The sequence below is a fragment of the Janthinobacterium agaricidamnosum genome (assembly GCF_003667705.1).
Lineage (GTDB): Bacteria > Pseudomonadota > Gammaproteobacteria > Burkholderiales > Burkholderiaceae_D > Janthinobacterium.
In genome coordinates this window covers 991,409-1,016,445 of sequence record NZ_CP033019.1, presented here as the reverse complement: position 1 = coordinate 1,016,445, position 25,037 = coordinate 991,409, and the positions used below count along the sequence as shown (strand labels likewise).

At 63.7% G+C, this 25,037-nt stretch carries 29 protein-coding genes; 7 read left to right on the top strand and 22 right to left on the bottom strand.

Going from position 1 to position 25,037, the window contains the following annotated elements; translation table 11 throughout:
• Positions 1-11 precede the first annotated feature (11 nt).
• The 11 genes from D9M09_RS04570 to D9M09_RS04520 form a co-directional block, all read right to left on the bottom strand.
• Entirely contained in the window at positions 12-1,571 is a 1,560-nt protein-coding gene (locus D9M09_RS04570; protein WP_099410603.1) for a sugar ABC transporter ATP-binding protein, read from the bottom strand.
• Between the two features lie 66 nt (positions 1,572-1,637).
• The gene (locus D9M09_RS04565) at positions 1,638-2,504 is read right to left on the bottom strand and encodes a fumarylacetoacetate hydrolase family protein (protein WP_121668687.1); all 867 of its coding nucleotides are present in this window, start codon (positions 2,502-2,504) and stop codon (positions 1,638-1,640) included.
• A 188-nt stretch (positions 2,505-2,692) separates the two neighbouring features.
• Positions 2,693-3,448, bottom strand: coding sequence for an SDR family oxidoreductase (locus D9M09_RS04560; protein ID WP_099410601.1), 756 nt, complete (start codon positions 3,446-3,448; stop codon positions 2,693-2,695).
• 77 nt (positions 3,449-3,525) lie between these two features.
• Positions 3,526-3,855, bottom strand: a complete 330-nt coding sequence (locus D9M09_RS04555) for an L-rhamnose mutarotase (RefSeq protein ID WP_121668686.1) — start codon at positions 3,853-3,855, stop codon at positions 3,526-3,528.
• A 114-nt stretch (positions 3,856-3,969) separates the two neighbouring features.
• On the bottom strand, positions 3,970-4,800 hold the full coding sequence (locus tag D9M09_RS04550) for an amidohydrolase family protein (protein ID WP_205602328.1): 831 nt from the start codon (positions 4,798-4,800) through the stop codon (positions 3,970-3,972).
• Positions 4,797-5,813 carry an aldo/keto reductase gene (locus D9M09_RS04545; protein WP_121668685.1) on the bottom strand — a complete coding sequence of 339 codons (1,017 nt, stop codon included), beginning with the start codon at positions 5,811-5,813 and terminating at the stop codon, positions 4,797-4,799. Before D9M09_RS04545 ends, D9M09_RS04550 begins: the two co-directional genes overlap by 4 nt.
• Positions 5,814-5,824: 11 nt before the next feature.
• Positions 5,825-7,048, bottom strand: a complete 1,224-nt coding sequence (locus D9M09_RS04540; RefSeq protein ID WP_121668684.1) for a UxaA family hydrolase — start codon at positions 7,046-7,048, stop codon at positions 5,825-5,827.
• Positions 7,045-7,380, bottom strand: coding sequence for a UxaA family hydrolase (locus D9M09_RS04535; RefSeq protein WP_121668683.1), 336 nt, complete (start codon positions 7,378-7,380; stop codon positions 7,045-7,047). Before D9M09_RS04535 ends, D9M09_RS04540 begins: the two co-directional genes overlap by 4 nt.
• Before the next feature lie 25 nt (positions 7,381-7,405).
• Positions 7,406-8,323 carry a GntR family transcriptional regulator gene (locus D9M09_RS04530; protein ID WP_121668682.1) on the bottom strand — a complete coding sequence of 306 codons (918 nt, stop codon included), beginning with the start codon at positions 8,321-8,323 and terminating at the stop codon, positions 7,406-7,408.
• Between the two features lie 114 nt (positions 8,324-8,437).
• Positions 8,438-9,574, bottom strand: coding sequence for a mannitol dehydrogenase family protein (locus D9M09_RS04525; protein ID WP_121668681.1), 1,137 nt, complete (start codon positions 9,572-9,574; stop codon positions 8,438-8,440).
• A gap of 1 nt (position 9,575) precedes the next feature.
• Positions 9,576-10,586 carry a zinc-binding alcohol dehydrogenase family protein gene (locus tag D9M09_RS04520; protein WP_121670965.1) on the bottom strand — a complete coding sequence of 337 codons (1,011 nt, stop codon included), beginning with the start codon at positions 10,584-10,586 and terminating at the stop codon, positions 9,576-9,578.
• Positions 10,587-10,925: 339 nt separating this feature from the next.
• Here D9M09_RS04520 and D9M09_RS04515 point away from each other — a divergent pair, with 339 nt between their 5' ends.
• Both D9M09_RS04515 and D9M09_RS04510 read left to right on the top strand, forming a co-directional pair.
• The gene (locus tag D9M09_RS04515; protein ID WP_121668680.1) at positions 10,926-11,957 is read left to right on the top strand and encodes a MerR family transcriptional regulator; all 1,032 of its coding nucleotides are present in this window, start codon (positions 10,926-10,928) and stop codon (positions 11,955-11,957) included.
• 69 nt (positions 11,958-12,026) lie between these two features.
• Entirely contained in the window at positions 12,027-13,106 is a 1,080-nt protein-coding gene (locus D9M09_RS04510; protein WP_121668679.1) for a hypothetical protein, read from the top strand.
• On the opposite strand, the gene D9M09_RS04505 is transcribed toward D9M09_RS04510, so the two are convergent.
• Together D9M09_RS04505 and D9M09_RS04500 are read right to left on the bottom strand one after the other, a co-directional pair.
• Positions 13,081-14,304 carry a D-amino acid dehydrogenase gene (locus D9M09_RS04505; protein ID WP_121668678.1) on the bottom strand — a complete coding sequence of 408 codons (1,224 nt, stop codon included), beginning with the start codon at positions 14,302-14,304 and terminating at the stop codon, positions 13,081-13,083. The two genes, D9M09_RS04510 and D9M09_RS04505, sit on opposite strands and share 26 nt — an antisense overlap.
• Complete coding sequence (locus tag D9M09_RS04500; protein WP_121668677.1) at positions 14,301-14,753, bottom strand: winged helix-turn-helix transcriptional regulator; 453 nt, start codon at positions 14,751-14,753, stop codon at positions 14,301-14,303. The genes D9M09_RS04505 and D9M09_RS04500 overlap by 4 nt, the downstream gene beginning before the upstream one ends.
• 91 nt (positions 14,754-14,844) lie before the next feature.
• On the opposite strand from D9M09_RS04500, the gene D9M09_RS04495 reads away from it, so the two are divergent.
• Positions 14,845-16,035 (top strand): MFS transporter, encoded by a 1,191-nt coding sequence (locus tag D9M09_RS04495; RefSeq protein WP_121668676.1) that lies wholly within the window; start codon positions 14,845-14,847, stop codon positions 16,033-16,035.
• Here the strand turns inward: D9M09_RS04495 and D9M09_RS04490 are convergent.
• The 4 genes from D9M09_RS04490 to D9M09_RS04475 form a co-directional block, all read right to left on the bottom strand.
• Positions 16,032-16,727, bottom strand: coding sequence for a Crp/Fnr family transcriptional regulator (locus D9M09_RS04490; protein ID WP_070221800.1), 696 nt, complete (start codon positions 16,725-16,727; stop codon positions 16,032-16,034). The genes D9M09_RS04495 and D9M09_RS04490 overlap by 4 nt on opposite strands.
• Positions 16,728-16,893: 166 nt before the next feature.
• Positions 16,894-17,541 carry a response regulator gene (locus D9M09_RS04485; protein ID WP_175444754.1) on the bottom strand — a complete coding sequence of 216 codons (648 nt, stop codon included), beginning with the start codon at positions 17,539-17,541 and terminating at the stop codon, positions 16,894-16,896.
• Between the two features lie 53 nt (positions 17,542-17,594).
• Positions 17,595-18,827, bottom strand: coding sequence for a GAF domain-containing sensor histidine kinase (locus tag D9M09_RS04480; protein ID WP_070221801.1), 1,233 nt, complete (start codon positions 18,825-18,827; stop codon positions 17,595-17,597).
• Between the two features lie 64 nt (positions 18,828-18,891).
• A complete protein-coding gene (locus tag D9M09_RS04475; RefSeq protein ID WP_121668675.1) occupies positions 18,892-19,473 on the bottom strand; it encodes a DJ-1/PfpI family protein in 582 nt (193 codons plus the stop codon).
• Positions 19,474-19,644: 171 nt separating this feature from the next.
• Here D9M09_RS04475 and D9M09_RS04470 point away from each other — a divergent pair, with 171 nt between their 5' ends.
• On the top strand, positions 19,645-20,079 hold the full coding sequence (locus D9M09_RS04470) for a hypothetical protein (RefSeq protein ID WP_121668674.1): 435 nt from the start codon (positions 19,645-19,647) through the stop codon (positions 20,077-20,079).
• Between the two features lie 66 nt (positions 20,080-20,145).
• Positions 20,146-20,445 (top strand): antibiotic biosynthesis monooxygenase family protein, encoded by a 300-nt coding sequence (locus tag D9M09_RS04465; protein ID WP_070221804.1) that lies wholly within the window; start codon positions 20,146-20,148, stop codon positions 20,443-20,445.
• Between the two features lie 181 nt (positions 20,446-20,626).
• On the opposite strand, the gene pncB is transcribed toward D9M09_RS04465, so the two are convergent.
• The gene (gene pncB / locus D9M09_RS04460) at positions 20,627-21,817 is read right to left on the bottom strand and encodes a nicotinate phosphoribosyltransferase (protein WP_070221805.1); all 1,191 of its coding nucleotides are present in this window, start codon (positions 21,815-21,817) and stop codon (positions 20,627-20,629) included.
• Between the two features lie 79 nt (positions 21,818-21,896).
• Entirely contained in the window at positions 21,897-22,760 is an 864-nt protein-coding gene (locus D9M09_RS04455) for a cysteine hydrolase (protein WP_121668673.1), read from the bottom strand.
• 72 nt (positions 22,761-22,832) lie between these two features.
• On the opposite strand from D9M09_RS04455, the gene D9M09_RS04450 reads away from it, so the two are divergent.
• A complete protein-coding gene (locus tag D9M09_RS04450) occupies positions 22,833-23,072 on the top strand; it encodes a TIGR02450 family Trp-rich protein (RefSeq protein WP_070221807.1) in 240 nt (79 codons plus the stop codon).
• Here the strand turns inward: D9M09_RS04450 and D9M09_RS04445 are convergent.
• Positions 23,054-23,308, bottom strand: coding sequence for a hypothetical protein (locus tag D9M09_RS04445; protein ID WP_070221808.1), 255 nt, complete (start codon positions 23,306-23,308; stop codon positions 23,054-23,056). The two genes, D9M09_RS04450 and D9M09_RS04445, sit on opposite strands and share 19 nt — an antisense overlap.
• Positions 23,309-23,445: 137 nt before the next feature.
• Between D9M09_RS04445 and D9M09_RS04440 the strand changes: the two genes are divergently transcribed.
• Positions 23,446-23,745: a hypothetical protein gene (locus D9M09_RS04440; RefSeq protein ID WP_070221809.1), complete on the top strand. Its 300-nt coding sequence runs from the start codon at positions 23,446-23,448 to the stop codon at positions 23,743-23,745.
• A 17-nt stretch (positions 23,746-23,762) separates the two neighbouring features.
• On the opposite strand, the gene D9M09_RS04435 is transcribed toward D9M09_RS04440, so the two are convergent.
• Positions 23,763-24,317 carry a nuclear transport factor 2 family protein gene (locus D9M09_RS04435; RefSeq protein WP_121668672.1) on the bottom strand — a complete coding sequence of 185 codons (555 nt, stop codon included), beginning with the start codon at positions 24,315-24,317 and terminating at the stop codon, positions 23,763-23,765.
• A gap of 113 nt (positions 24,318-24,430) precedes the next feature.
• The gene (locus D9M09_RS04430; RefSeq protein WP_121668671.1) at positions 24,431-25,036 is read right to left on the bottom strand and encodes an FMN-dependent NADH-azoreductase; all 606 of its coding nucleotides are present in this window, start codon (positions 25,034-25,036) and stop codon (positions 24,431-24,433) included.
• Position 25,037: the final 1 nt, after the last annotated feature.

Genomic DNA, 25,037 nt, shown 5'->3' with positions numbered 1-25,037 from the left:
GCTTTCTGTTTTTAGTGGACTGCCGCCTGGCCAGGGATTGGAGCGACGACGCGCCCCGACGCCAGCTGCATGATCTCTTCCTGCGACGACTCGCGCGTATTGACGATGCCGCTGATGCGCCCTTCATGAAACACGGCCACGCGGTCCGTCATGCCCATGATCTCGGGCAGCTCGGACGTGATCAGCACCACGCCGATGCCTTCCGACGCGAGCTTGTCGAGCAGCTGGTAGATGGCGAACTTGGCCCCCACGTCGATGCCGCGCGTGGGTTCGTCGAAGAAGATGATTTTCGATTCGCGGTACAGCCATTTGCTGATGACGATCTTTTGCTGGTTGCCGCCCGAGAGGTTGCGCGCGACCTGTTTCGAGGTCGGCGTCTTGATGCCCAGCGCCGCGATATACTGCTGCGCCACCGCCTCTTCCCTGGCGAAATCGATGAAGCCGAATCGGTTGGCCAGCGCCGATACATTCGTCAGGGTCAGGTTGGCCGCCACAGACATGCGGATCGCCAGGCCGTGGCTCTTGCGGTCTTCCGACAGGTAGGCGATACCGTGTCCGATGGCGTCGATGGGGCTGGTGATCGTCACCGCCACGTCGCCCAGGTGGATCGCGCCGCCGGTGAGCGGATCGGCGCCGAAGATGGCGCGCGCCACTTCCGTGCGGCCCGCGCCCATCAGGCCGGAAAAGCCGAGGATCTCGCCGCGCCGCAAGTCAAAGCTCAGCGGGCCGAATATATCCTTGCGGTGCAAATCGCTCACGCGCAGCAGCACTTCAGCCGTCGGCGTCGAGACGCGGTCGGGAAATTTTTCATCGAGGGTGCGGCCCACCATCCTGGCCACGATGGCATCCAGGGTGGTGCTGGCAAAATCGTCGGTGCAGACGAATTTCCCGTCGCGCAGCACCGTCACTCTGTCGATGATGTGCTGCATCTCTTCCAGGCGGTGCGAGATGTACACGACGCTCACGCCGTTGCGCTTGAGTTCATTGATGATATCGAACAGCTGGCCCGTCTCGCTTTCCGTCAGCGAGGACGTGGGCTCGTCCATGATCAGCACTTCCGTATTGAGCGACAGCGCCTTGGCGATTTCCACCATCTGCTGCTGGGCGCAGGACAGATTCTTCACCAGCTGGCGCGGGTCGATGCGCAGTTTTAAACGGTCCAGCAGCGCCTGCGCATCGGCACGCATCTTCTTGCGGTCGATGAAAATGCCGCGCACCGGTTCGCGCGCCAGGAAAATATTCTCCGCCACGCTCAGGTGCGGGATCAGGTTCAGTTCCTGGTGGATGATGGCGATGCCGGCCGCCTCCGCATCCACGCTGCTGGCAAAGCTGCACACCTTGCCCTTGTAGACCAGTTCCCCCTCGTCGGCCTGGTACACGCCGCTCATCACCTTCATCAGGGTGGACTTGCCGGCGCCGTTTTCGCCGCACAGCGCATGGGCCTCGCCCTTGCGCAGGCTGAAACTGACGTTGTCCAGGGCCAGCACGCCGGGAAAGCGCTTGCTGACCTTGTTCAAGGCCAGTATCTCTTCGGATTGATTCATGGTGTGTCTCCTCCACTCCACTGCCATAGGCCGGCGCGCCGATGTCTGAGCATCTTGGCGGCGCGCCGGTCTGCTACTCGTTTTGCTACTCGTTTAACTGTCGATCAGTTGCGGATTCCACGCATGCACGGTCTGCCGCTGTTCGCCGAGGCCTTCGATCCCCAGGCGCATGGTGTCTCCCGGCTTCAAATACACGGCCGACGGTTTCTGCCCCATGCCCACGCCCGGTGGCGTGCCGGTGCTGATGATGTCGCCCGGGTACAAGGTCATGAAGCGGCTGATATAGCTGACCAGATTCGCCACGCAGAAGACCATCGTTTGGGTATTGCCATCCTGGACGCGCTTGCCGTTCACTTCCAGCCACAGGCCCAGGTTTTGCGGGTCCGCCACTTCGTCAGCGGTCACCAGCCAGGGGCCGATCGGGCCGAAGGTATCGCAGCCCTTGCCCTTGTCCCACTGGCCGCCGCGCTCCAATTGGTATTCGCGTTCGGACAAATCGTTCACCACGCAGTAGCCGGCCACGTGCGACAGCGCCTCCGCTTCGCTCACATAGCGCGCAGTGGTGCCGATTACCACGCCCAGCTCCACTTCCCAGTCGCTTTTCTTCGAGTCCTGCGGCATCACCACGGCATCGTTGGCGCCGACGATGGCGCTGGTGGCCTTCATGAACAGCACCGGCTCAGCCGGCACGGCCATGCCCGATTCAGCCGCATGGTCGGCATAGTTCAGGCCCACGCATAAAAACTTGCCCACGCCCTGCCACGGCGGCGCGATGCGGCCGGGGTTGGCCACCACCGGCAGGCTGGCGATGTCGATGGCGGCCAGGGCCGCCAGGCCATCCTTGCCCAGGGTCGCGGCCGTAATATCGGGCAGCACGCCGGACAGGTCGCGCACGGCGCCGTCAGCATCGATCAAGGCAGGTTTTTCAGCGCCCTTGGCGCCATAACGCATCAGTTTCATGATTAAACTTTCAAGTAAATATCAAACAACATAAAAAGTTCGGTAGCAATCAGGCCCGCGCCTTCACGACACCCGACAAAACCGTAGCGAGCGGAAGCGAGATGTGGCCGAGAAGCGCAGCTGTACGAATGTACAGTGAGCATCGCAAGCCGCATATCGCGACGCGCAGTAGGTTTGGTCGGGTGTCCTTAGTTAGACCAGCCGCCGTCAATGACGTGGACCATGCCGGTGGTAAAAGCGGATTCGTCGGAAGCCAGATACACGGCCAGGGCGGCGATTTCCTCTGCCCTGCCCACTCTGCCCATCGGCTGCCGGGCCACGAAAGCGGCTTGCACTTCATCGACACTCACGCCCGTCGCTGCCGCCTGCGCGGCAATGCGTTCCTTCAGCGAGGGCGACTCGATGGTACCGGGACAGATCGCATTGCAGCGGATGCCGCGCGTGACGAAATCGGCGGCCACCGCCTTGGTCATGCCCACCACGGCCGCCTTCGAGGTGCCGTAGATAAAACGGTTCGGCGCGCCCTTCACGCTCGACGCCACCGACGACATATTGACGATGGAGCCGGCGCCCCTGGCCAGCATCCCGGGCAGCACGGCGCGCATCAGCCGGTACATGGAACGGGCGTTGATGTCGAAGGAACGGTCCCAGGCAGCATCGTCGCAATCGAGGATGGTGCCGCCATCGACGAAGCCGGCGCAGTTGAAGAGGATATCGACGGGGCCGATCTCGCCGGCCAGCGCGGTGATCGCCGCGCCATCGGTCACGTCGAGCAGGCGGATGGCGCAGCCCGTCGCTTCCTTCAGCGCGTCGAGCTGGGCCTGGTTGATATCGGTGGCGATCACGGTCGCGCCTTCGCGCACGAACGCTTCGGCCGTGGCCCGGCCGATGCCCTGGCCGGCGGCGGTGAGCAGGGCGATTTTTCCTTGTAGTCTGGCGGTCATGTTATCTCCTTTTATTTTTTTAACCCGACACCTTAAGTGCTGGGGTCAGACCCGGCGGGTCTGACCCCGGATTCTTGCTAAGCAAAGTAGAAAACCTGCTCCATCATCGCCCAGTGCTCGCCCTCGGCGCGCGAAGCCAGCGGCAGCTGGCAGGGGGCGCAAAAGGTCCACCAGCGCTGCGTTTCCGGGTCGGCGGCGATGGCCGCCATGTCGGCTTCAAAATCCTCGCCGTGATACTCCCAGTAACCGAACAACAGGTTTTCCGGCTCGCACAAAAAGATCGAATAATTGCCGACATGCGCCGCCGTCAGCTTGGCCAGCACCTGCGGCCAGACGGCGGCGTGCAGGGTCTTGTATTCCGCGATGCGGTCCGGCGCGATGCCGATGACCATGCCCATTCTTTGCATTTCAGCTCCTCTTTGTTGGCTTACGCCGTACCGGCTAAGCCAACCTACAGTTGGCATCGAGGTGTTTCGTAGGTCGGCTTAGCCGGAACGGCGTAAGCCGACAAGCCAGCCACCTCATTTAAGCCCATAAAAGCGGCATGCATTAAGGCCGAAAATATCGTCCCTGTCCTGCTGATCGAGATGCGACAGCAGCGCTTCGCTCGCCAGCAGCCAGGCCGCATAGCCGCCGGCCAGGTCGACTACCGGCCAGTCGCTGCCCCATATCACGCGCCGGGGGCCGAACACGTCCAGCACATGCGCCACATACGGGCGCAGGTCGTCAACGCTCCAATCGGATTTCGCTTCCGTCACCAGCCCGGACAGCTTGCAGTGCACGTTCGGCAGCGCGGCCAGCTGCGCCATGTGTTCGCGCCAGTGGCCAAATTCAGCTTCGGCGATCGGCGGCTTGGCCGCATGGTCGATCACGACGGGGAGCGCTGGAAAATCGCGCGCGCATTGCAGCAGCGCGGGCAAGTGGCGCGGCAGCACCAGCGCGTCAAAGCGCAAGCCGTGTGCCGCCATGGCCGTCAACGCTGGCCGCAGCGCCGGGTTGGCGATCCACCGATCGTCGTCGAGGTCCTGCAGCATCGGGCGCAGGCCTTTGAGCTTGCCGTGCGACGCCAGACGGGCAATCGCCGCCGGTGCGTCTTTGGCCAACAAGTCGGTCCAGCCCACGACGGCACGGATAAAGCTGGTCTTTTCCGCCAGCGCCAGCAGGTAATCGGTATCGGCGGACGACGGCAGCGACTGCACCAGCACCGTTCCAGCGATGCCATATTCGGCCAGCAGAGGCGCCAGATCGGCGGGCGCGAAATCGCGGTGGATGGCGGCCAAGGATGGCGGCGGCCAGCTGCCGCCGCGCGCGGCCAGTTGCCAGAAGTGCTGGTGGGCGTCGATGCGCATCATGCGGCTCCCTTGGGCACCGGTGCGCGCGCATCGATCAGGCCAGCTTCCTGCAATGCCATCCACAAGGCGTCCGGCAAGGGCGTGGCGAACCAGTCGCGATTTTGCCGCAGCTGCGCCAGGTCCTGGCCGCCCGGGATGCAGGAAACGACGGCCGGATGGGCGAGCGGAAACTGCAGGGCGGCAGCCTGCAGCGGCACGTTGAATGCGCGGCAGACGGCGTCCAGGCGCGCCACGCGCTGGAGTATCGCGGCCGGCGCATCGGCGTAATTGAATTTGCCGTTCCCGGCCAGCACGCCCGAGTTGAACGGGCCGCCGATCACGATGGCGTTGCCGCGTTCCAGGCACAGGTCCAGCAATGGCGACAGCGAAGCCTGTTCCAGCAAGGTATAGCGGCCAGCCAGCAGGGTGCAGTCGAGGTCGAATTCCGCCATCGCCCGCAGCACGATCTCGCATTCGTTGACGCCGAGGCCCACGGCCTTCACCTGGCCGCTGGCGCGCAGCTGGTCCAGCGCGCGAAAGCCGCCGCCGTCAGTCAGCTGGCGCCAGTATTGCTGCTCGCGTTCGCCATGCGTGGCCTTGCCGATATCGTGCACGAACAGGATATCGATGCGCTCGAGCCCCAATCGCTGCAGGCTGTCGTCGTGCGAACGCAGCACGCCGTCATACGTGTAGTCGTAATGGGGGCGGAACGGCAGCGGCGCGGCAAAGCCGTCGTCGCCGGGGCGCACGCAGGGGTCGGGCCGCATCAGCCGTCCCGCCTTGGTGCTGATCACGAACTCGTTGCGGGGCCGCTCGCGCAGCGCCGCGCCGAGACGGTGTTCGGACTGGGTATAGCCATAGAACGGCGCCGTGTCGAAGAAGCGCACGCCGGCGTCCCACGCGCCATCGAGGGTGGCGCGCGCCTGTGCATCGCTGACCGGCTGGTACAGGCCGCCGAGCGGCGCGCAGCCCATGCCGATGCAGGGCAGCGACAGGCCGCCACGCGGCAAGCTACGCAATTGTGTGACATCCATGAATCCGGCCCTCAAGCAGCGCGCAAGGGGAAGCAGCCTGGCCCCACCGCGTCGAATTGTTTATAGGTCAGCACGAACTCCTGGTGGCCCAGGTCTTCCGAGCGGCTCAGTTCTCCGTTGGCCACGTTCAGCACGGCGGCGACGATCTCGGCGCCCACTTCTTCCAAGGTGGCTGCGCCCGTGAGTATCTTGCCGGCGTTGATATCCATGTCGTCGGCCAGGCGCTCGAAGGTTTGCGGATTGGCGCACACCTTGATGACGGGCGAAATCGCCGATCCCACCACGGAGCCGCGTCCGGTCGTGAACAAGGTGATGTGGGCGCCGCAGGAAATGAGTTCGACGATTTCCGCGTTGTCCGACACGTTCGGGAAACCGAAGCGCGGCTCGCCGTCCGGCACCACGTCGAGCAGGTACAGGCCGCCGCCGGCCGGCTGGTCGCCCGGCTTCAGAATGCCGACGATGGGCGAGGAACCGCTCTTGGCGTAGGCGCCCAGCGACTTTTCTTCCTGCGTGGTCAGGCCGCCATCGGCGTTCCCCGGCGAGAAGCTGCCATGGCCCATGATGGTGTAGTAGCGCGCGGCCTTGGCCACGGTGTCGACGATGGCGTTGCCCAGCTCCGGGCTGACGGCGCGCCGCTGCATGTGGTATTCGCAGCCCACCAGTTCGCCCGTCTCCTCGAAGATGCAGGGGCTGCCGGCCGCGATCAGCGTGTCGAAGGCGACACCGACGGCCGGGTTGGCACTGATGCCGCTGGTGCTGTCGGAGCCGCCGCAGATGGTGGCGACGACCAGTTCATCGATCCCCATCGGCACGCGCTCCTGCCGCGCGAGGTGTTCCAAAGCCCAGCCTATCCATTCGACGCCGCTGCTCACGCTGGGGCGCGTGCCGCTGTTTTCCTGGATGGTGATCGTGTGCACGGGGCGGTCGCTGTCGGCCACGGCGCTGGACAGGCCATATTTGTTGAAGCCTTCGCAGCCCAGGGAGACGAGCAGCACGGCGCCCACGTTCGGATGCGTCAGCAGGCGGCGCATCACCTGGTCCGCGTATTCGTTGGGGAAGCAGCCCGTAAAGCCGATCAGGTGCACGGGCTGGCCGGGAAAGGCGTTGACCATCAGGCGCGCCACGTGGTGCGCGCATTCGACCATATAGGCCACCACCACGATATTGCGGATGCCCTTGCGGCCATCGGCGCGCAGGTAGCCCGACAGGGCGGGTGTCGTCGTTGGAGCGTTCATGCTTGGTCGTCCTTGTGCAGGAAATGGTGGCCGTCCTGGCCCAGGGTAAACGTGGGGATGTAGTCGCTTGCCAGGTTGTGCGTGTGGATATGCTCGCCGATGGCGACGGGAGCCGTGATGCTGCCGATCAGGGCGCCGTAGCGCAGCACCTTGTCGCCCACGGCCAGCGCGCGGCGCGCCACCTTGTGGCCGATCTGGATGTCTTGCGCCAGGGTGACGGGCAGGCCGTCGATGGCGACGACGTCGCCGCTGGCCAATGCTGTCCTGGCGATCAGGCAGTTATCCTCGGACGACATCAGGAGCAGGCTGGCAGGCCGGGAAGCGAGGCTCATGGCGCACCCTCCCCGGCAAAGACGGTTAGGCGCCTGGCTGGCTCAGTTTTTCGCGCGTGCCTATCGAGGACAGCATGGTGCGACGCGAGGAATCGAGGTGCGAACGCATGCACTCGAGCGCCTTCGGTATGTCGTGCTCCGCCAGCGCATGCAGGATCGCCAGGTGCTCCTGCACCGCGTACTGGTTGCGGCCCTTTTCCTCGCCCTTGTCCCACTGGTAGTGATAGTGGAAGACAAACGAGACGATATCGTAGAAGCCCTGCGCGAAGCGGTTGTTCAAGAGGCCAATCAAAAAGGTGTGGAACTCGCGGTCCAGCGCCGGAAAGGCGTTGTGGCGCGTGTCTATCCTGGCCGCCAGCTTCTCGTGCTGTTTGATCAGCCGCGCCAGTTCCGCATACGCGGGGTCGCCATGCGGCAGGTGCGCAAACTGCTCCACGGCCGCCATCTCGAACATGCGCCGCATGTCCGCCAGTTCGGTGGCGAACGAGCGGTCGAACGCGCACAGGCGCCAGCCGCCGCGCGGTTTCTTTTCGATCAGGCCGAAGCGCGAAAAGCCGATCAGAAATTCGCGCACGCTGACGGTACTGGCGCCCGCCTCGCGCGCCAGTTCCGCTTCCGAAAATTCCGCGCCGGGCGGCATGTCGCGCTGGTACACGCGCTCCATCAGCACTTGCTGGATGCGCTCTGCCCCCGACTGCAATTCGGAGATATCGAAGTAGTCGCCCGGTATGGGTTTGCGCAGCAGGCGCCGGTCCGCCGGGCTGGCGATCAGCCGCCGCATCGACAGATACGCAATCGCGCTGCGGACCGCCGTGCGGCTGCCCTGGCAGATGGTGGTCAGGAACTGCTCCGTCGGCAGCATCTCGCCCACTGCGACATTCTCGGCGAGAAATTGCAACAGCAGATTGGTACTGCGCTTGAAGACGGTGGCGGGTTTGGACATGGATGAATGAACGCGCTATGCCAGCGAAAGGGAAAGTGGATGAGTGGGCCATTTTAGTCGATATCGGATTGGATCGGCATGCAGAAAAGGAAACAACTGCGGGGGCGGGGGCGTTCATGGCTGCGCTCCCGGCGCCAGCATGGCGCGCAGGCGCGGCTGCGCCAGCGCGGGACAGAGCTGCCGCGCCAGCGCCGCCACGGGCGCCACGCGGCGCGCGATCTTGCCGGCGTGGTGCTGGGCGATGTCGGCCAGGCGGTGCGCGAGGAAGGGATTGCAAAAGCGTTCCCTGACCTGCGCCACATAGGCCTGCGCGGCGTCGCCGTGCCGCGGCCCCATGGCGGCAAATACGGGCAGCACTTCCTCCTGCCACAGGGCTTCCAGCGCGGCGCGCATGGCGCCATCGTCCATCGCCTCGCGCACCGTCATGCCGGCCGGGCTGCCCCGCTCCATCCACAGCTGCGCCAGATAGGTGTGACCGAGGTTCAGCAAGAACAGCTTGCGCTGTTCATAGTCGCGCAGGCTGCTAGTCACTACCACCTGCCGGTGGCGGCATGGCAGCAGCATGCCTTCCTGCGCCTCGATGGCCCACAGCGCATAGGGCTCGGCCACGGCGCCTATCGGTTCGATCGGTTCCGAAACGATGCGGTCGACGAGGGAATTGATCCACAGGCAGCCCGTTTCCAGGTAGACGATGAACGCGGCATCGCAGCGCCACTGCCGCGCCAATGTCACGATCACCTGGCGCAGTACCGTGCCATTGTCGGCCACCAGTTCGCACGGAAAAATCGAGAGGGGCGCGGCGCCGGCCAGGAAGCGGTCATGCAGCAGCACCAGCAGCTTGGCGGGAAAGCTGGCGGGGACGGCCGCGCCGTCGAGCATGCCGGCGTGGTCGGATTCGTCCAGCTGGTAACCCGTGTCGCCCGTATTCGACAAGATCACGCGCGCGGCCACGGCCGCATCGCGCACCTGCCGCCAGTCGCTGCCCGCTTGCCACGCCTGCGTGACGGCGTGGGCGCGGCGCTCTTCATCGACCTGCACGCCGTCCTGCCATCCGCGGATGCGCACGGGATAGCCGCCGGGCCGGCGAAACGCCGCCACCCGCGCCGCGCCCTGCGCGCTGCCGGTCGTTTGCACGATGGTGATCTGGCCCAGCGCCTCGCCGAGGCTGGCCGCTTCGCTGACGAACAGGTCGGCGTGCGCCTGCAGGAAGCGGCTGGTGCCAAATTGAAGTATGGGGTTGAGATCGCTCATCTCAGACCTCGACGATGGCCTTGATGACACCCGCCTCGGGCTGCATCCAGCGATCGAGCACGCCCGTAAATTCGTCGAGCGTGGTGCGGTGGGTATTGAGCAGCGCGGTGGGTACTTTCCCCGCCTGCATGGCCGCCACCACGTCCTCGAAATCGTCGACGGTGGCATTGCGGCTGCCCAGCAAGGTCGTTTCGCGCTTGTGGAATTCAGGGTCGGAAAAGGACAGGCGGTCGCGCACGATCGATACCAGCACATAGGAGCCGCCATGGGCGACGAAATCCAGGCCCCGCTCCATGGCGGCGATATTGCCGGTGGCGTCAAACACCACGTCGAAGAATTCGCCGCCTGTGGTCTCCGACAGCTGCTCCTTGTCGCCGTCGCCCAGCTGCACCGTGCGGGCGATGCCCAGCGCGTCGCGGCAAAACCGCAGGCGGTCGGCGCGGCCGTCGAGCACCGTCACGTCGGCGCCTTTCAACGCTGCGAACAGCATCACGGCCATGCCGATCGGGCCGGCGCCCACCACCAGCACGCGCTTGGCCGCATCAACCGCGCCGCGCTTGACGGCATGCGCGCCGATGGCGAGAAATTCGATCATGGCCGCGTCGTCGAGCGAGATGCCTTCCGTCTTGAAGACGAAGCGCTCGGGCAGCGCCAGATATTCGGTCATGCCGCCGTCGCGGTGCACGCCCAGCACTTCGATGCGGGTGCAGCAGTTGGTCTTGCCTTGGCGGCAGGCCACGCAAGTACCGCAAGACAGATAGGGCATCACGTAGACCTGGTCGCCCACGGCCAGACGCGAGCCGGCCGGCGCGCTGTGGATATGGCCGGACAATTCATGGCCCATCACGCGCGGATAGCTGAGGAATGGCTGGGTGCCGCGGAAGATGTGCATGTCGGTGCCGCAGATGCCGACGCGGCGTATGCGCAGCAGCACTTCGCCCTCGGCGGGCACGGGCACGGGGCGCTGCTCCATGCGCAAACTGCCGGGCGTATCGCAAACGATGCTTTTCATCATGGTCGTCTCTCTCGCCGTCCGGATCTTGCCGGCGGCATATTATATTTAACGTACAAACCAACTGTGAAAAAAATCCGTCTGCGCGGATTGTCTTTCCAGCCCTGCCAGTGGCGCGTCTTGCTGCGCCGCACAACGATCATGCCGTCATGCCGCCTGGCCCGAACCTGTTTGTTTTGCTGAAGCCGTCATTCGGTTTTATAAATATACCGTACAAAAAAATGAAGGTCAACGGATTCTTTTTCCGGTTTTTTCGGCTCCTCTGCTACATTCCTGCTTGACCCTAACGTGACGTCAGGCGCCATCGTGATAGCACGCACTGAAGACAAGGAGAAGACGATGCTGCTGAAAATCGGTGAACTGGCCAGGCTCACGGGCCTGACCATCCGCACCCTGCACCACTACGACAGCATCGGCCTGCTCTCGCCTTCGGCGCGCACGCAAGCCGGCTACCGCCTGTACCAGCACAGCGACATGGACCGGCTGCACCGGATCATGGCGCTGCGCAAGTTCGGGCTGTCGCTGGGCGATATCGCCAATGCCCTCGCCGCCCCGGACCTGCCTTTGCATTCCATCGTGGCGCGGCAAATCGCCATGCTGGAGCGCCAGATCGCGCAAGCTTCCACCCTGCGCGAGCGCCTCCGCACCCTGCAGGCGCAACTGGCGCAGGGACAGGCGCCGGAACTGGCCGAGTGGCTTACCACAATGGAGTTGATGACCATGTACGACAAATACTTTACCCAAGAAGAACTGCAGCAATTGCCGCTGCTGTCCGATACGGCCGTGGAACAGGAATGGAAGGCGCTGGTGGCCAGAGTGCGCGCACTGCAGGCCACGGGCGCCGGCCCCGGCGACGCGCGAGCACAGGCGCTGGCCACGGAATGGATGGTCAAGCTGGTGCGCGACACGGGCGCCCACCCTGGCCTGTTCGCGCGCCTGAACGACATGCATGCGCAGGAGCCATCGATGCAGGCCACGACCAGCATCGATGCGGAACTGATGCAGTTCATCCTCGCCGCCTTCAACGCCTCGCGCATGGCGCTGTACAAGCCTTTCCTCGATGAACAGGAATATGCGTATTTACTCGCCAACTACGGCAAGCGATCGGGCGAGTGGCCGGCCCTGATCGCCGCCGTGCGCGCCGCCATCGATGCGCGCACGCCGCCCACCGACCCGGCCGTGCTGCAGCTGGCACGGCAGTGGCTGGACCTGTTCCGTTCGTATGCGGGCACGAACCCGGCCACGCAGCTGAAATTCCGCCAGGCGCACCAGCAGGAACCGCGTCTGATGGAAGGCAGCTTCGTCGACGGGGCCATGGTGCAATACCTGGGCGCGGCAATGGCCGTGGTGGCGCAGGAAAAACAAGCGTAAAAGTTGGCGTGCGGCATTTCCAGGCGGTGGCCATGTAGAATCGGCCATCGCCAATCACAGGAAAATCCGATGCGCCGCTTTTTGTTGATATGTCTGACCCTGCCCGCCCTGAATTCCGCCATGGCGGCCGAGCCGCCCGTGCAAGGGGTGTGGCAGGGCACGCTGGGCAAGGCCAGTATCGTCGCCTGCTTCAACCAGCCCAGTCCCACGCAAGGATCTGACCGCAGCGGCAATTACTACTACACGCGCTACAAGACACCGATCATGCTGTCCATGGCGAACGGCAAGAGCGACTGGAGCGAGTCCGACGCCAAGGGTGACACGACGGGCACGTGGCGCCTGGGTGCGCCGCAAGGCGGCAAACTGGCCGGCACCTGGACCGATCCGAAAAGCGGCAAGACCCTGCCCCTGGCCTTGACCCTGCTGGAAGCGGCGGGCGACCGCGAACACCCGTCCTGCGCCAGCGACGCCTACAACCTGGCGCTGGAAGACTTTCCCAACACCAAGGTCAGTAAACCCATCGCCTTCGAAGGCAAGCAATACCGCAACCTGCAAGTGGGCGACACCATCACCGTGGAACTGATGGCGCCCGGCGACGGCATCGCAAAAATCAATGCGCAGCTGCGCGCCGTGCTGGCGAAGAACAAGAAAGACCTGGCCGATTTCTATGCCACGCGCCGCGAATACCTGGGCCGCAACGGTTTCACGACGGAGGACGAAGTGTATGCGGAGCCCACCTACTGGTCGCCGCGCTGGGTGACGATCAAATTCTACCGCTGGGCGGCCGGCTATGGCGCCAATGGCATCTCCATCAAGTTTCGCACCTGGGACGTGAAGACGGGCCAGGAAACGGACGTGTGGAACTGGTTTGGCGCCAGCGCCAGCGATGGCGACGACAAGGCCGAATTGCCGGACCGATTGCGCCAGGCCCTGTTCAAGGGTGTGACAATCGACGCCGAATGCAAGGGCACGGATTACGACGGCCACGGCCGCTTCCACCTGTCCTTGAAGCCGGAAGGCGTATCGTTCTGGGAAGACTCGAACGGCAGCGGCTGCGAAAACGATTTTTTACTGCCCTACAGCAAGGTCGGCCCCTTCCTCACCGTCAAGGGCCGCGCCGCGCTCAGCGATCTGCTGCCGAAGAACTAGGCGCGACCGCCTCTGCCACCATCTCCGCCGTCGCGGCCGCCAGGGTCCAGCCCAGGTGGCCGTGGCCCGTGTTGTAATACACGCCCGGTGCCTTGCCTGGCCCCACTTTCGGCAGCATGGCCGGCAGCATGGGCCGCAAGCCCGCCCACGGCACGACCTTGCGCGTATTCACACCGGGAAAGCACTGCTCGACCCATTCCAATAGCGGGCGGATGCGGTCGGCGCGGATGTCGTAATTAACGCCATTGAATTCCGCCGTACCGGCCACTCTGAGCCGGTCCTCGCCCAGGCGGCTGCTGACCAGCTTGGTCGCATCGTCGAGCAAGCTGACGCACGGCGCCGCGGCGCGGCTGGCGCCGTCATCGAGCTGCACGGTAATCGAATAGCCTTTCACCGGATACACATTCACGTGGTCGCCCAGCATGGCCGCCATGGCGCGGCTGGCCGTGCCCGCGCAGATGACGACGGCGTCGAACACGGCGCTGTCTTCGCCCATGGAGACACGCACCTTGCCGTGCTCGCGCGCCAGCGCGGTGACCTGTGCACCATAGCGGCAGGCCACGCCCAGGCGCACGCAGGCTTCAGCCAGGCCGCTGGTGAATTTGTGGATGTCGCCCGTGGAATCGCTGTCCGTGTAGTAACCGCCGTAAAAATCACCGTGCAAGGCAGGTTCGATGGCGCGCATTTCCAGCAAGCTCACGGCGCGCCGCTGCAAGCCGCCCTGCGCCAGCAGGCGCGACACGCCTGCCGCCCGCTCGAAGCCGCGCCGGTCGCGGTACACGTGCAGGATGCCGGCGCGGCGGTGATCGAAAGCTATCTTTTCTTCTTCCGCCCAGGCAAACAGATGTGCGCGCGCGGCAATCGCCATGCGCGCCGTGGCGATGGTGTTGCGCTCGTAATCCGGCATGGCGGCGAGAAATTCCGCAAACCAGCTCAGCTTGTGCCAGCCGGGAGTCGGATTGAGCAGCAGCGGCGCATCGCGCCGCGTCATCCATTTCAGCGCGTTCCAGATCGTCGCCTTGTGGTTCCACACTTCCGCGTGCGAGGCCGACAATTGCCCGCCATTCGCATACGACGTTTCCATGGCGGCATAGCGGTGGCGCTCGATCAAGGTGACAGCGACGCCCCGTTTCGCCAGCGCGTACGCCGTGGTGACGCCCGTGATACCGCCGCCGATGACGGCCACCGTGCGGCTCATGGCGACCCTACCTTGTGCACGACGGTATCGCCCGCCTGCAGCACGCGGCCATCCTCGGCCAGCACGTCGATGCGGCGCACGGGCAAGCCTGAACCGCGCTGCAGCAGGGTGGAATGGGCCTCGCCAGGGTCGAACAATTGCGCCTCGCTCCACTGGCGCAAGCCGACGACGACGGGAAACAGGGCCAGCCCCTTGGGTGTGAGCACATATTCCTGGTAGGCCGTGCCGTCCGAGGCGGGCGCGACCGTAAAGATGCCCTCTTCCACCAGGGTATGCAGGCGGTCGGCCAGGATGTTCTTTGCCACGCCCAGGCTTTTCTGGAACTCCCCGAACCGGCGCATGCCGTCGAAGGCGTCGCGCACGATCAAGAGCGACCAGCGTTCGCCGATCGCGTCGAGCGCGCGCGCCACGGGACAGGGGTCGGTTTTCAGGCTCTTGCGCTTGGCCACGGAGTCTCTCCTTGATTGAGTGGTTGCATTTTAAAACTAATCACCGTAGACTCCAACTAGTTTTAATTTGCAACCACTTATAGGCAAGCCCATGCGCGACACGACCACCCCCATCACGGCAGCACTTCCTTCCCCTCTCGTCTGGCTGTTTGCCTGTGCGGCAGGCCTCAGCGTGGCCAATGTGTATTACGCCCAGCCTTTGCTCGCCACCCTGGCGCACGAGTTCGGCATGACGGAAGCCGCCAGCGGCATGGTCATCACGGCCACGCAGCTCGGCTGCGCGCTGGCCCTGCTGCTGCTGGTTCCCTTGGGCGACATGCTGAACCGGCGCCGCCTGACCCTGTTCCAGCTGGGCTTGCTTGCCGTCTCGCTGGCGGCGCTGGGCTGCGCCCGTTCCACGGCAGCCTTGCTGGGCGGCATGCTGCTGGTGGGCTTGCTGGGCACGGCCATGACGCAAGGCTTGATCGCCTATGCGGCCAGCGCGGCGGCCAGCCATGAGCGGGGCAAGGTCGTCGGCATGGCGCAGGGCGGCGTGGTGATCGGCTTGCTGCTGGCGCGCACCCTGTCCGGCGTGGTGGCGGACCTGGCCGACTGGCGCGCCGTGTATTTTGTTTCCGCAGCCATCGCCTGCGCCCTGCTGTTGCTGCTGTGGCGCAAGCTGCCGCCGGCGCAGCCATCCGATCAAAAGCTGGCCTACGGCGCCCTGCTCGCCTCCATGGCGGACATGCTGTTGCACAACAAGGTGCTGCGCGTGCGCGGCATGCTGGCCCTGCTGATGTTTGCCGTCTTCAATATCTTCTGGAGCGCGCTGGTGCTGCCATTGACGGCGCAAGGCTATGGCCATGCGGCCATCGGCGCCTTCGGGTTAGTGGGCGTGATCGGTGCGCTGGGCGCGGCGCGTGCGGGGGCGCTGGCCGACAATGGCCGCGCGCAGTGGACGACGGGCGCGGCCCTGCTGTTGCTGCTGGCCGCATGGCTGCCGCTCAGTTTTGCCGGCGCGGCCCTGTGGCCCTTGATCGTCGGCATCATCGCGCTGGACCTGGCGGGCCAGGCCATCCACGTGACGAACCAGAGCCTGATTTTCAAGCAGGACAGCGACGCGCACAGCCGCCTGGTGGCGTGCTACATGCTGTTTTATGCGGTGGGAAGCGGACTCGGTGCGATTGCCGCCACCAGCGTGTATGCGCTGGCGGGCTGGCATGGGGTATGCGCGCTGGGCGCGGCGGTCAGCTTGCTCGCCCTGCTGTTCTGGCGGCTGACCTTGCCTGCTGAAAAAGCTTAGTTCAGCATGGCCGCGGCGGAACCGTGGCGATACGTCTTCAGTGCATCGGGCTGGATCTGGATCAGCGAACCGCTGACTTTAATCAGGTGCAAGTCCGTCAGCTGGTGCAGCACGCGCGACAGGGTGGCGGGCGCCAGGTTCAAAAACGATGCCAATAAGCTTTTCTTCAGGTCCAGCTTGACTTCGTTCGAACGCTGCTGGTCCGATGCCTGCAACAGATACTCGACCACGCGCTGGGTGGCGTTCTGCACGGAGCAGCGTTCCACGTTGCGAATGAAGCCCATCAGGTGATGCGACAGGCTGTTCATCATCTGGCGCGCGATGCGGGGCGACTGGTCCAGCAGGCGCAGCAGCGCATGCGGCGGGATGCGCAGCAGCAGACAATGTTCGAGCGCTTCGGCGCAGAACGGGTATGGTTCATCGAGGAAAATCATGGCTTCGCCGAAGCTCTGACCCGGACGGATCAGTTCCAGGACCTTGTCCGTCCCTTCCATGGAAAACACGCTGAGCTTGACGAGGCCGAAGACCACCACGTAGGCGCCTTCCGCCACTTCGCCCTTGCGGAACAACACTTTGCCTTTTTCCACTTCGACACGCACGACATCCTGGCGCAATTGCTCTAATTGCGAAGGGGAAATATGGCGGAACAGAGCCTGGCTCGATAGCAAGCCATCGACGTTGACCTTATGCATGACACTCTCTTATTAGATTAGCGAATGACTAAGAGTGTAATGCGCAGGCACGGTCAAGGCCATACGTCAAAGGAACTAGGGTTGTCTAGGCCGGAACGCCATGCAGATCAAACAATCGCGCATTCCTTGTGGCTTTTTGGCACGGTATTTGCGCTTTGCTTGATCTTTATTTACCGAGTTCGCGCTCGACCGCATACACGGCGATCTGCACGCGGCTGCTGAGCTTAAGCTTTTTGAGGATGTTTTGCACGTGGATTTTCACCGTGCTTTCGGCCACGTCCAGCTGGCGCGCGATTTCCTTGTTGCTCAGCCCTTGCGCCAGGCAGGCCATGGCTTCGCGTTCGCGCGGCGTCAATTTGTCGTAGTCGGCCTGGGGCGCGTTCTGCCCCGCGCGGAACTGCGACACGAGCTTGGCCGTCATGGCGTCGGCAATCACGGATTCGCCGGCGGCGGCGCGGCAAATGGCCTGGCCCAGCTGCTCGGCTTCTATATTTTTCAGCAAGTAGCCGCGTGCGCCTGCGCGCAGGGCCGCGCCCAGGTCGGCCGCGTTTTCCGACACGGTCAGCATCAGCACGACCATCTGCGGCATGTCCTGCAAGATCAGCTGCAGCGCCTCGACGCCTGTTACGCCGGGCATGTTCAAGTCCATCAGCACCACGTCGGGCCGCAGTTCGGCCGTCAGGCGCACGCCGTCGAGCCCGTTCGATGCCTCGCCCACCACCTGGAATTGAGGATTGCGCTGCAGCAGCAGCTTGACGCCGCTGCGCAGCAAGGTGTGGTCGTCGACCAGCAGGATTTTGATTGGTGCGTTCACTATGTTTGTTTCTTTAGCCTGATAAATAGCGGGAATAGATTCGGAATCATCTGTTACGCGGCCTGGCGCCGCGCCGCCGGCAAGGCCAGCGAGATCGTCGTGCCGCCGCCGGGCGTGCTGTCGATGGCAAATTGCGCACCGAGCCGCTCGGCCCGTTCCTGCATGATACGCAAGCCGATCTGCAATTCCGTTTTCTTGTCGCGCAGGTTGGCGGCAAAGCCTTCGCCATCGTCGCGCACCTGCAGCGCAAAATCGCGCCCGTTTTCCACGCGCAGCGCCACATTGCTCGCCTGCGCGTGCTTGCGGATATTCGACAGCGCTTCCTGCACGATGAACAGGATCTGCAACTGCTGCTCGGGCGCCAGCGGCGCGCCATTGCCGCTCATCTCCAGGGTGCCGGCGACACCCGTCTGCAGCTCGAACTTGGCCAGCACTTCGCTGAGTTTGCTTTCGAGGTCGCTGCCATGCCAGCGCGTGCGGAAATTGACGAGCAATTCACGCACGTCCTGGTAGCTTTGTTCGACGCCCATGCGCATCAGCGGCAACACTTCGGCCGCCTCGTCGAGCTGGCCCCGGCGCACGGAATCGTCGAGCATCTGCACTTGCAGGCTGATGAAGTTCAGGCTTTGCGCGATACTGTCATGCAAGCCCTCGGCCAGCAGGCTGCGTTCGCGCGCCACGGCAAATTCCTTTTCGCGCGCGATCAGGCGCTGGTTTTCGATGGCGATGCCCAGGCTCTGGCCCAGCGTCTCCAGCCAGCCCTGCTGCTGCGCCTGCACGGCTTGTGGCTGCGCAAAGTGCAGCGAAAAGCTGCCCACCACCTGGTCGCGCGCGAGGATGGGAAAGACGGCGATGGCGATAAAGCCTTCGTCCTGGCAACGGTAGCGCTGCAGCGCTTCGACCTGGCGGAAATCGCGGATCTGGATCACGCCCTGCGCCACGGCTGCGCCACACAGGCAATCGTTGTTGCGGATGCAATGTTCCTCTTCCACCATCGCGTCGGAAATGCCTTCGTGCACGATGATATGCACGGTATCGTGCTGCGGATCGAGGATGCGCACGGTACCGCCTTCGGCTTGCGCGAACTGCATCACGTGGCGCAGGAAGCCGCGGCACAGCGCATCGATGGCGTGCTGTCCCGCCAGCAAGGTGGAAATGTCATGCAGGGTGGCCAGCTGGCGCTCCTGCGCGGCGCTCAGGCCCGATGCGGCTTGCGCCAGGCGGCGCTGGCGCCAGCGCGACGCTGGAAGTTGTTTGCGGGAAGGTTGACTGCGCGGCGCATGCATGAAAAACTCGAATCTGAAAAGTGGTGCGCCCGGCAAGCGCTGCGGCCTGCCGGACTGGTGAAGGTTACAAATGGATCTCGGTACCGAGCAGCTTGACGAACTGCGCCAGCCAGGCCGGATGCGCGGGCCAGGCGGGCGCCGTGACGAACTGGCCATCGGTGACGGCGTCCGTGACGGCGATGTCGGCATACGTACCGCCCGCCAGTGTCACTTCCGGCGCGCAGGCGGGATAGGCGGAAATGCGCTTGCCGCGGATGACGTCGGCGGCGGCCAGCAATTGCGCGCCGTGGCAGACGGCCGCGACGGGCTTGCCCGCCTCGGCAAAATGGCGCACGGCGGCGATGACTTTCTCGTTCAGGCGCAGATATTCGGGCGCGCGGCCGCCGGCGATCATCACGGCGTCGTAGTGGGCCGGGTCGATCTCGTCGAAGCTGGCGTTCAAGGTGAACAGGTGGCCCGGTTTTTCCGTGTAGGTCTGGTCGCCCTCGAAATCGTGGATGGCCGTCTTGATCGTCTCGCCGCTCTTCTTGCCGGGACAGACGGCGTGCACGGCATGGCCGAGCATCAGCAGGGCCTGGAACGGCACCATCGTTTCATAATCTTCTGCAAAATCGCCGGTCAAAAACAGAATTTTCTTCGCTGCCATTTAGTTCTCCTATGAAAGATTGATTCCGCAAGACGTATCTTAGCGCGACTTGGTAGCCATACTGGATATTTATCAAACTTTTGCGCCTTGATCGAGGATTTTACAGGCTGAGGCAGAATTTTTTACAGGCTCGCCGGTCAAATCAGGTACACCTCCTTGAAAGGCCGGGCCATGGACAGCAGCACAAACAGCGGCGACAGCACGCTGATACGTATCTTCGACCATTTCCCCGATGCGGAGCGCGCCCGCATCCGCTTGCTGGCCGAAGGCTTTCCTCCTCACGCCGTGCAACTGGACGCGGGCGACGACGAGGCCGGCCCCGTGCAGGGCAATTTTACGGTCGGCAACCGCGACACCATGACCAGCCGGCTGGAACGCGCGATCAACGCCCTGTTCGGCGGCGACAACCATATGTACCGGCGTAACTACGGCAAGACGGCGTTTCGCGGCATGGTGCGCCTCATTGTCGCCGTCCGCGATCCGCAGGAGCAGGAACGCGCGCACGCCATCGTGCAGGCATGCAATGGCTGCGACATCGAACAGCGCACGGCCAGCCACGCGGGCAGCCGGCGCGCCGATGCAGGCACACCGGCGCTGGCGGGCTGACGCCCTCCCCTGCACGGCGAAATTATGGCAAGATCACCGTTCCTTCATTCCATAGCGGAAATTGCCATGATTTTTGAAATTGCCCACATCCAGATCAAATCGGCCACGCATGAAGCCTTCGAAGCGGCTGTAGCGAAAGCCGTCCCCCTGTTCCAGCGCGCGCGCGGCTGCGAATCGATGCGCCTGGAGCGCTCGATCGAAAACGGCGACGCCTACCGCCTGGTGGTCGGCTGGACGACCCTGGAAGACCATACCGTGCATTTCCGCGGCAGCGACGACTTCCAGGCCTGGCGCGGCCTGGTGGGCGAATTCTTTGCCGCCCCGCCCCAGGTCGAGCACATGAACACGGTGGTGACGGGGTTTTAAGCCGGGGGTTGCACACGGCACGCCGTCTGCCCGCCCAGCTTGTCGGCGAGTTTGTCGGCGGACTTGGCCGCGCAGTTGTCCGCGCAGTTGTCCGCGCAATTGTTCGATTACGCGCGGCTTTGCCACGCCTCGGCGGCCCCGCTAATCCGACCTACGCCACGCATAGGCGGCTGGGCGCAGCTTAGACGGCAGGATGATGGAACACCTGCCGCAGATACGCGAGGAAGGTTTCATCCTTGCACAGGGTCTTGCCCGGTGAATCCGACAATTTCGCCACGGACTGGCCATTGCAGCGCACCAGTTTCATGACGATGTTGAGCGGCGTCAAACCGACGTCGTTGGTGAGATTGGTGCCGATGCCAAAGCCCGTCATGATGCGGTCGGCGAAGTGCTGGTACAGGGCAAACGCCTTGTCCAGGTCCAGGCCGTCGGAAAACACGAGGCGCTTGGTGTTGGCGTCGATGCGCAGGGCCGCATAGTGGGCCAGCGCCTTCTCGCCCCACTCGACGGGGTCGCCCGAATCGTGGCGCAAGCCGTCGAACAGCTTGGCGAAATACAGGTCGAAGTCGGCCAAAAAGGCATCCATGCCGACCACGTCCGTCAGGGCGATGCCCAGGTCGCCGCGGTATTCCTGCACCCAGTCTTCCAAGGCCGCCTTTTGAAAGTCGCGCAGGCGCACGCCGAAGGACTGGAACGACTGCATGTATTCATGCGCCATGGTGCCGATCGGCACGATGCCGAGCTTTTTCGCCAGGTAGACATTCGACGTGCCCTTGAAGTATTCGGGCACTTCGCGCGCCAGCCGTTGCACCACCTCGTCATGCCAGGCACCGGAAAAACGCCGGCGCACGCCGAAATCGGAAAATTCAAACGGATGCTTGCGCCGCGGCAGCTTGCCGAATTCCTTGACGGCCGCCACTTTCAAGCCCAGGCGGTGGCGCCCTTCGCGCATGGCCGCATCGAGGTCGAAGCGGCGGAAATACAGTTCGTTGATGATGTACAGTACGAAAATCTCGAAACCCATCACGTGCACCTGCGGCCCGGCCGCATGCACGATCAGGGTGTCGCCGTCCGTGCTGACGTCGATGAATTTTCTCTGGAAGCGGAACACCGTCAAAAAATCGACGAAATCGCTCTTCATGAAACGCAAGGTGCGCAAATAGGCCAGCTCGTCGTCGGCAAACGACATCGAACACAGGTGGTCGAGCTGTTCTTCCAGCTCGCCCTTCAGTTCGGCCAGGGGAAAGGCAGTGGCGTTGCGGCAGACAAATTCGTATTCGGTATGGGTATTCGGATGACCGTGCAGCAAGGCTTGCCACATTGTAAATTTATACAGATCGGTTTCCAGCAAACTGCGCACTATCGGGGTCATGTGTGTTTTCTCCAACTTCCTGAAGCCAGAATAGTACGCCACCGCAAGCATTTCAGCAGGGTTCGCTTGCAGGAAAGCATCAATCGCCTGCGTTGGCCAGCAATTCAGGCACGACCTCGGTGGATGTGGCCAGCCGCGCGCCGCGCTCATGCATGGCGGCAAGGAAGTCGCGCTGCTGCGCGGCAAAGCCCGTGACGGGGCTCATGCAGTCCGTCAGCAAGACCAGGCGCGACAGGGCCCCCTTGCCTTGCTGCGCTTCCAGGTAATCGGCGATGTGCTCGGTGCTGGCTTTGACACAATGGCTGCCCGCTTCGCCGCAGATGTAGAGTTGCTGCGCCGGCAGCAAGGTGTCGAGGAATGCACGGTTGAGCTGGGTGGCTGCATCCTGCGCATCGGGCACTTCCGCCATGACGGCCGAGTAATGCTCGGTCCACGGATTGGAACCCTTGCTCAGCTTGGCCACCACTTGCAAGTTGGCCACTTCCCAGGCGTTGTAGGCGGCGCGCGCGGCCGCGTGGATATTCTGGCCCCAGCTGCCGATCTCGCAGTGCACGGGCCACACCATCAGCTGGTAGCGTCCCGCCTGCTGCAAGGCATCGAGGTAAGCCAGCGCGCGCGGCAAGGCGCCGCTGGCGGCGGGCAAGAACAGGCGGTCGCGCACTTGCTGGGCGCTGATCTGCGTAAACGGCGGCACGGCGCCGCCATCGCCCGTGCGCCAGAAGGCGGGGTGGGCGATGTCGTAGCGGTGGTGGGCGTCAAGCGTTACGCTGATCTGCGTCAAGCCGCCGCCCCCTTCGCGGATCAGCTGCGCTACGCGCAGCATGTCGGCGTGGGCGCCGGGCACGGCCAAGGCCGGTGCCGCATCGGGCGGCAGCCAGGTAGCGGGCAAGTCGCAAAAATCGTTTTGCGGGTCGATGACGAGCAAGTGCAGCTGGCGTTTCATGGCGGTCCTCGTGCGTGGCAGGAAGTTGCATGATAATGGCAACATCGCCATCACGCCAATCCGGAGACCGCCATGCACCTTGTCAATCGCAATAACTTGCGCCCGAACAAGTTACTCAACAGCAAATGGACCGCCGTCACGCCCGTCAACAAGGAAAAACATTTTCTCGTCATCAAGCTGTGCGCCCCGGCCACGCCGGATGAACCGGCCACGCACGTGGAACTGGAAGCCGTGCATTCGGGCCGCGTGCACATCCTGCCCTGGCGCGCGCTGCAGGATACCGCGCAGTGGCATCAGGGGTGGAAGACATAGCGGCGCTGGCGCCGCTCGACCAGTTTGACGGCCGCCTCGCCCGCTTCCGCCATGGCATCGGCTTCCGTTGTAAACTGATGGTCGGCCGACACCCGGCGCTTTTTCACCAGGTTCACCCGGTGCATGGGGTTGGGCGAAGGGGCATAGATGGCGACGTACGCGCCCCATAGCTTGCAGCCCCGCAAGCGCTCTGCCGTGTAATTCACCTCATAAAAATCAACATACTTTATCGGCACGATGTGCGCTCCAAAAATGACATGGCCGGACAGCTTGTCTCTACGGACTGACGCGGTGAGGGTAAAACCATGCGCTCGCGATTGCTCAGGATACTCAATTCAGCTCTCTTTTTATCACGCGGCACAGGAGAAAAAGGATGAATGACTACATCATCTTCATGCATGACGACACGGAAACACCGATGGACGTCGCCACGTCCGCCTGGGAAGACTACTTTGCCATGCTCAGGGCCAGTGGCCGCTTCTGCGGTGGCAGCTCCATCGGGCCCGGCATCTGCGTGCACCGCTCAGGCCAGGCCAGAGCGGTCACGCCACACTTGTCAGGCTATCTACGTGTGCAAGCTGAAAGTATAGACGATGCAAAAAAATTGTTGATCGGAAACCCCGTACTGAACGCAGGGGGCACGGTGGAAATCCGCGCGCTGCCGCGCGACTGACGCGGCATGGCGGGCGGCTATTTTCCTGCCTCGGCGGCGGGATGCATGGACCAGACGACGCTGAGGATTTTCCAGTCGCCGTCGCGCTTGACCATCTGCCACGCTTCCGCGCCATAGTTCGACAATTTGCCGCCGACGAGGAATTCGTAGTCGAAGTTGACCCACGCCACATGGCGGTCCTGGGTGATCTTGACGTTGTAGAATTTTTCTTCCGTGCGCTGCGGTTCGCGCTTGATGAAGTTGGCGAAAGCGGCGTAGCCACCCGCCCCGACGCCGTCGAAGTGGACGTCCGTCGTGTCGCGCATGTTCTTGATGAAAGCATCGTCGGCCGGCGAGGCGAACAGGATATTCGTGTGCAACATCAGCGACGACAGCAGCCTGACATCCTTGGCGATCAGGGCCGCCTGGAAGTCGGCGACGACTTGCTCGATGGCGCGGAGATCCTCGTGCGTGGCGGCGTGGCGGCCCACGTGGGGCGGCGCAGGCGGTGCGGCGGGCGCGGTCTGCGCCAGCGCCATGCCTGCCGAAAACAGGGAACAGCCGAACAGTATTGCGCTTGCCAACTTGTGCATGAGGGACTTTCATGGCGAACGGCTCGCCGGCCTGGCACGGGGCGTGCCGCCGGCAAGCTTATGTCAACCATGGCAGATTGGCAATCCCTCTTTGGAACTACGGCGGAGTAGACTCAGGCAGCCAGCGCTGCGATCGAGGCGCGGCCCTTGGCGATCGCGCTGGCGACGGCATCCTCGCCCATGGCCACGCCTTCCGCTTGCACGAACTCGATGTCGGTGATGCCGATGAAGCCCAGCGCCGTGCGCAGATAGGTGCTCAGGTAGTCATACGCGGCGCCCGGGCCTTCGCTGTAGACGCCGCCGCTGGCCGTAAAAATATATGCTTTCTTGCCCGTGGCCAGGCCGACGGGGCCCGTTGCCGTGTACTGGAAAGTGCGGCCCGCGCGCGCCACGTGATCGATCCACGCCTTCAGGGTCGACGGCACGGAAAAATTGTACATGGGGGCGGCCAGCACCAGCACGTCGGCGACCAGCAATTCGTCGACCAGGGTATCGGACAACTGCACGGCCGCTGCCGCCTGGGCGCTGCGCTGGTCAGCCGGCGTGAAGAAGGCGCCCATCACCTCTTCCGTCAGGTGCGGCACCGGTTGCGCGGACAGGTCGCGCTCGACGACACTGGCGCCTTGCGCGGCCAATTTCGCGACGAATTCGCCGGACAATTGACGCGATAGGGAACCGCTGTTGCGCACGCTGCTATTGATGTACAAGACCTTGCTCATG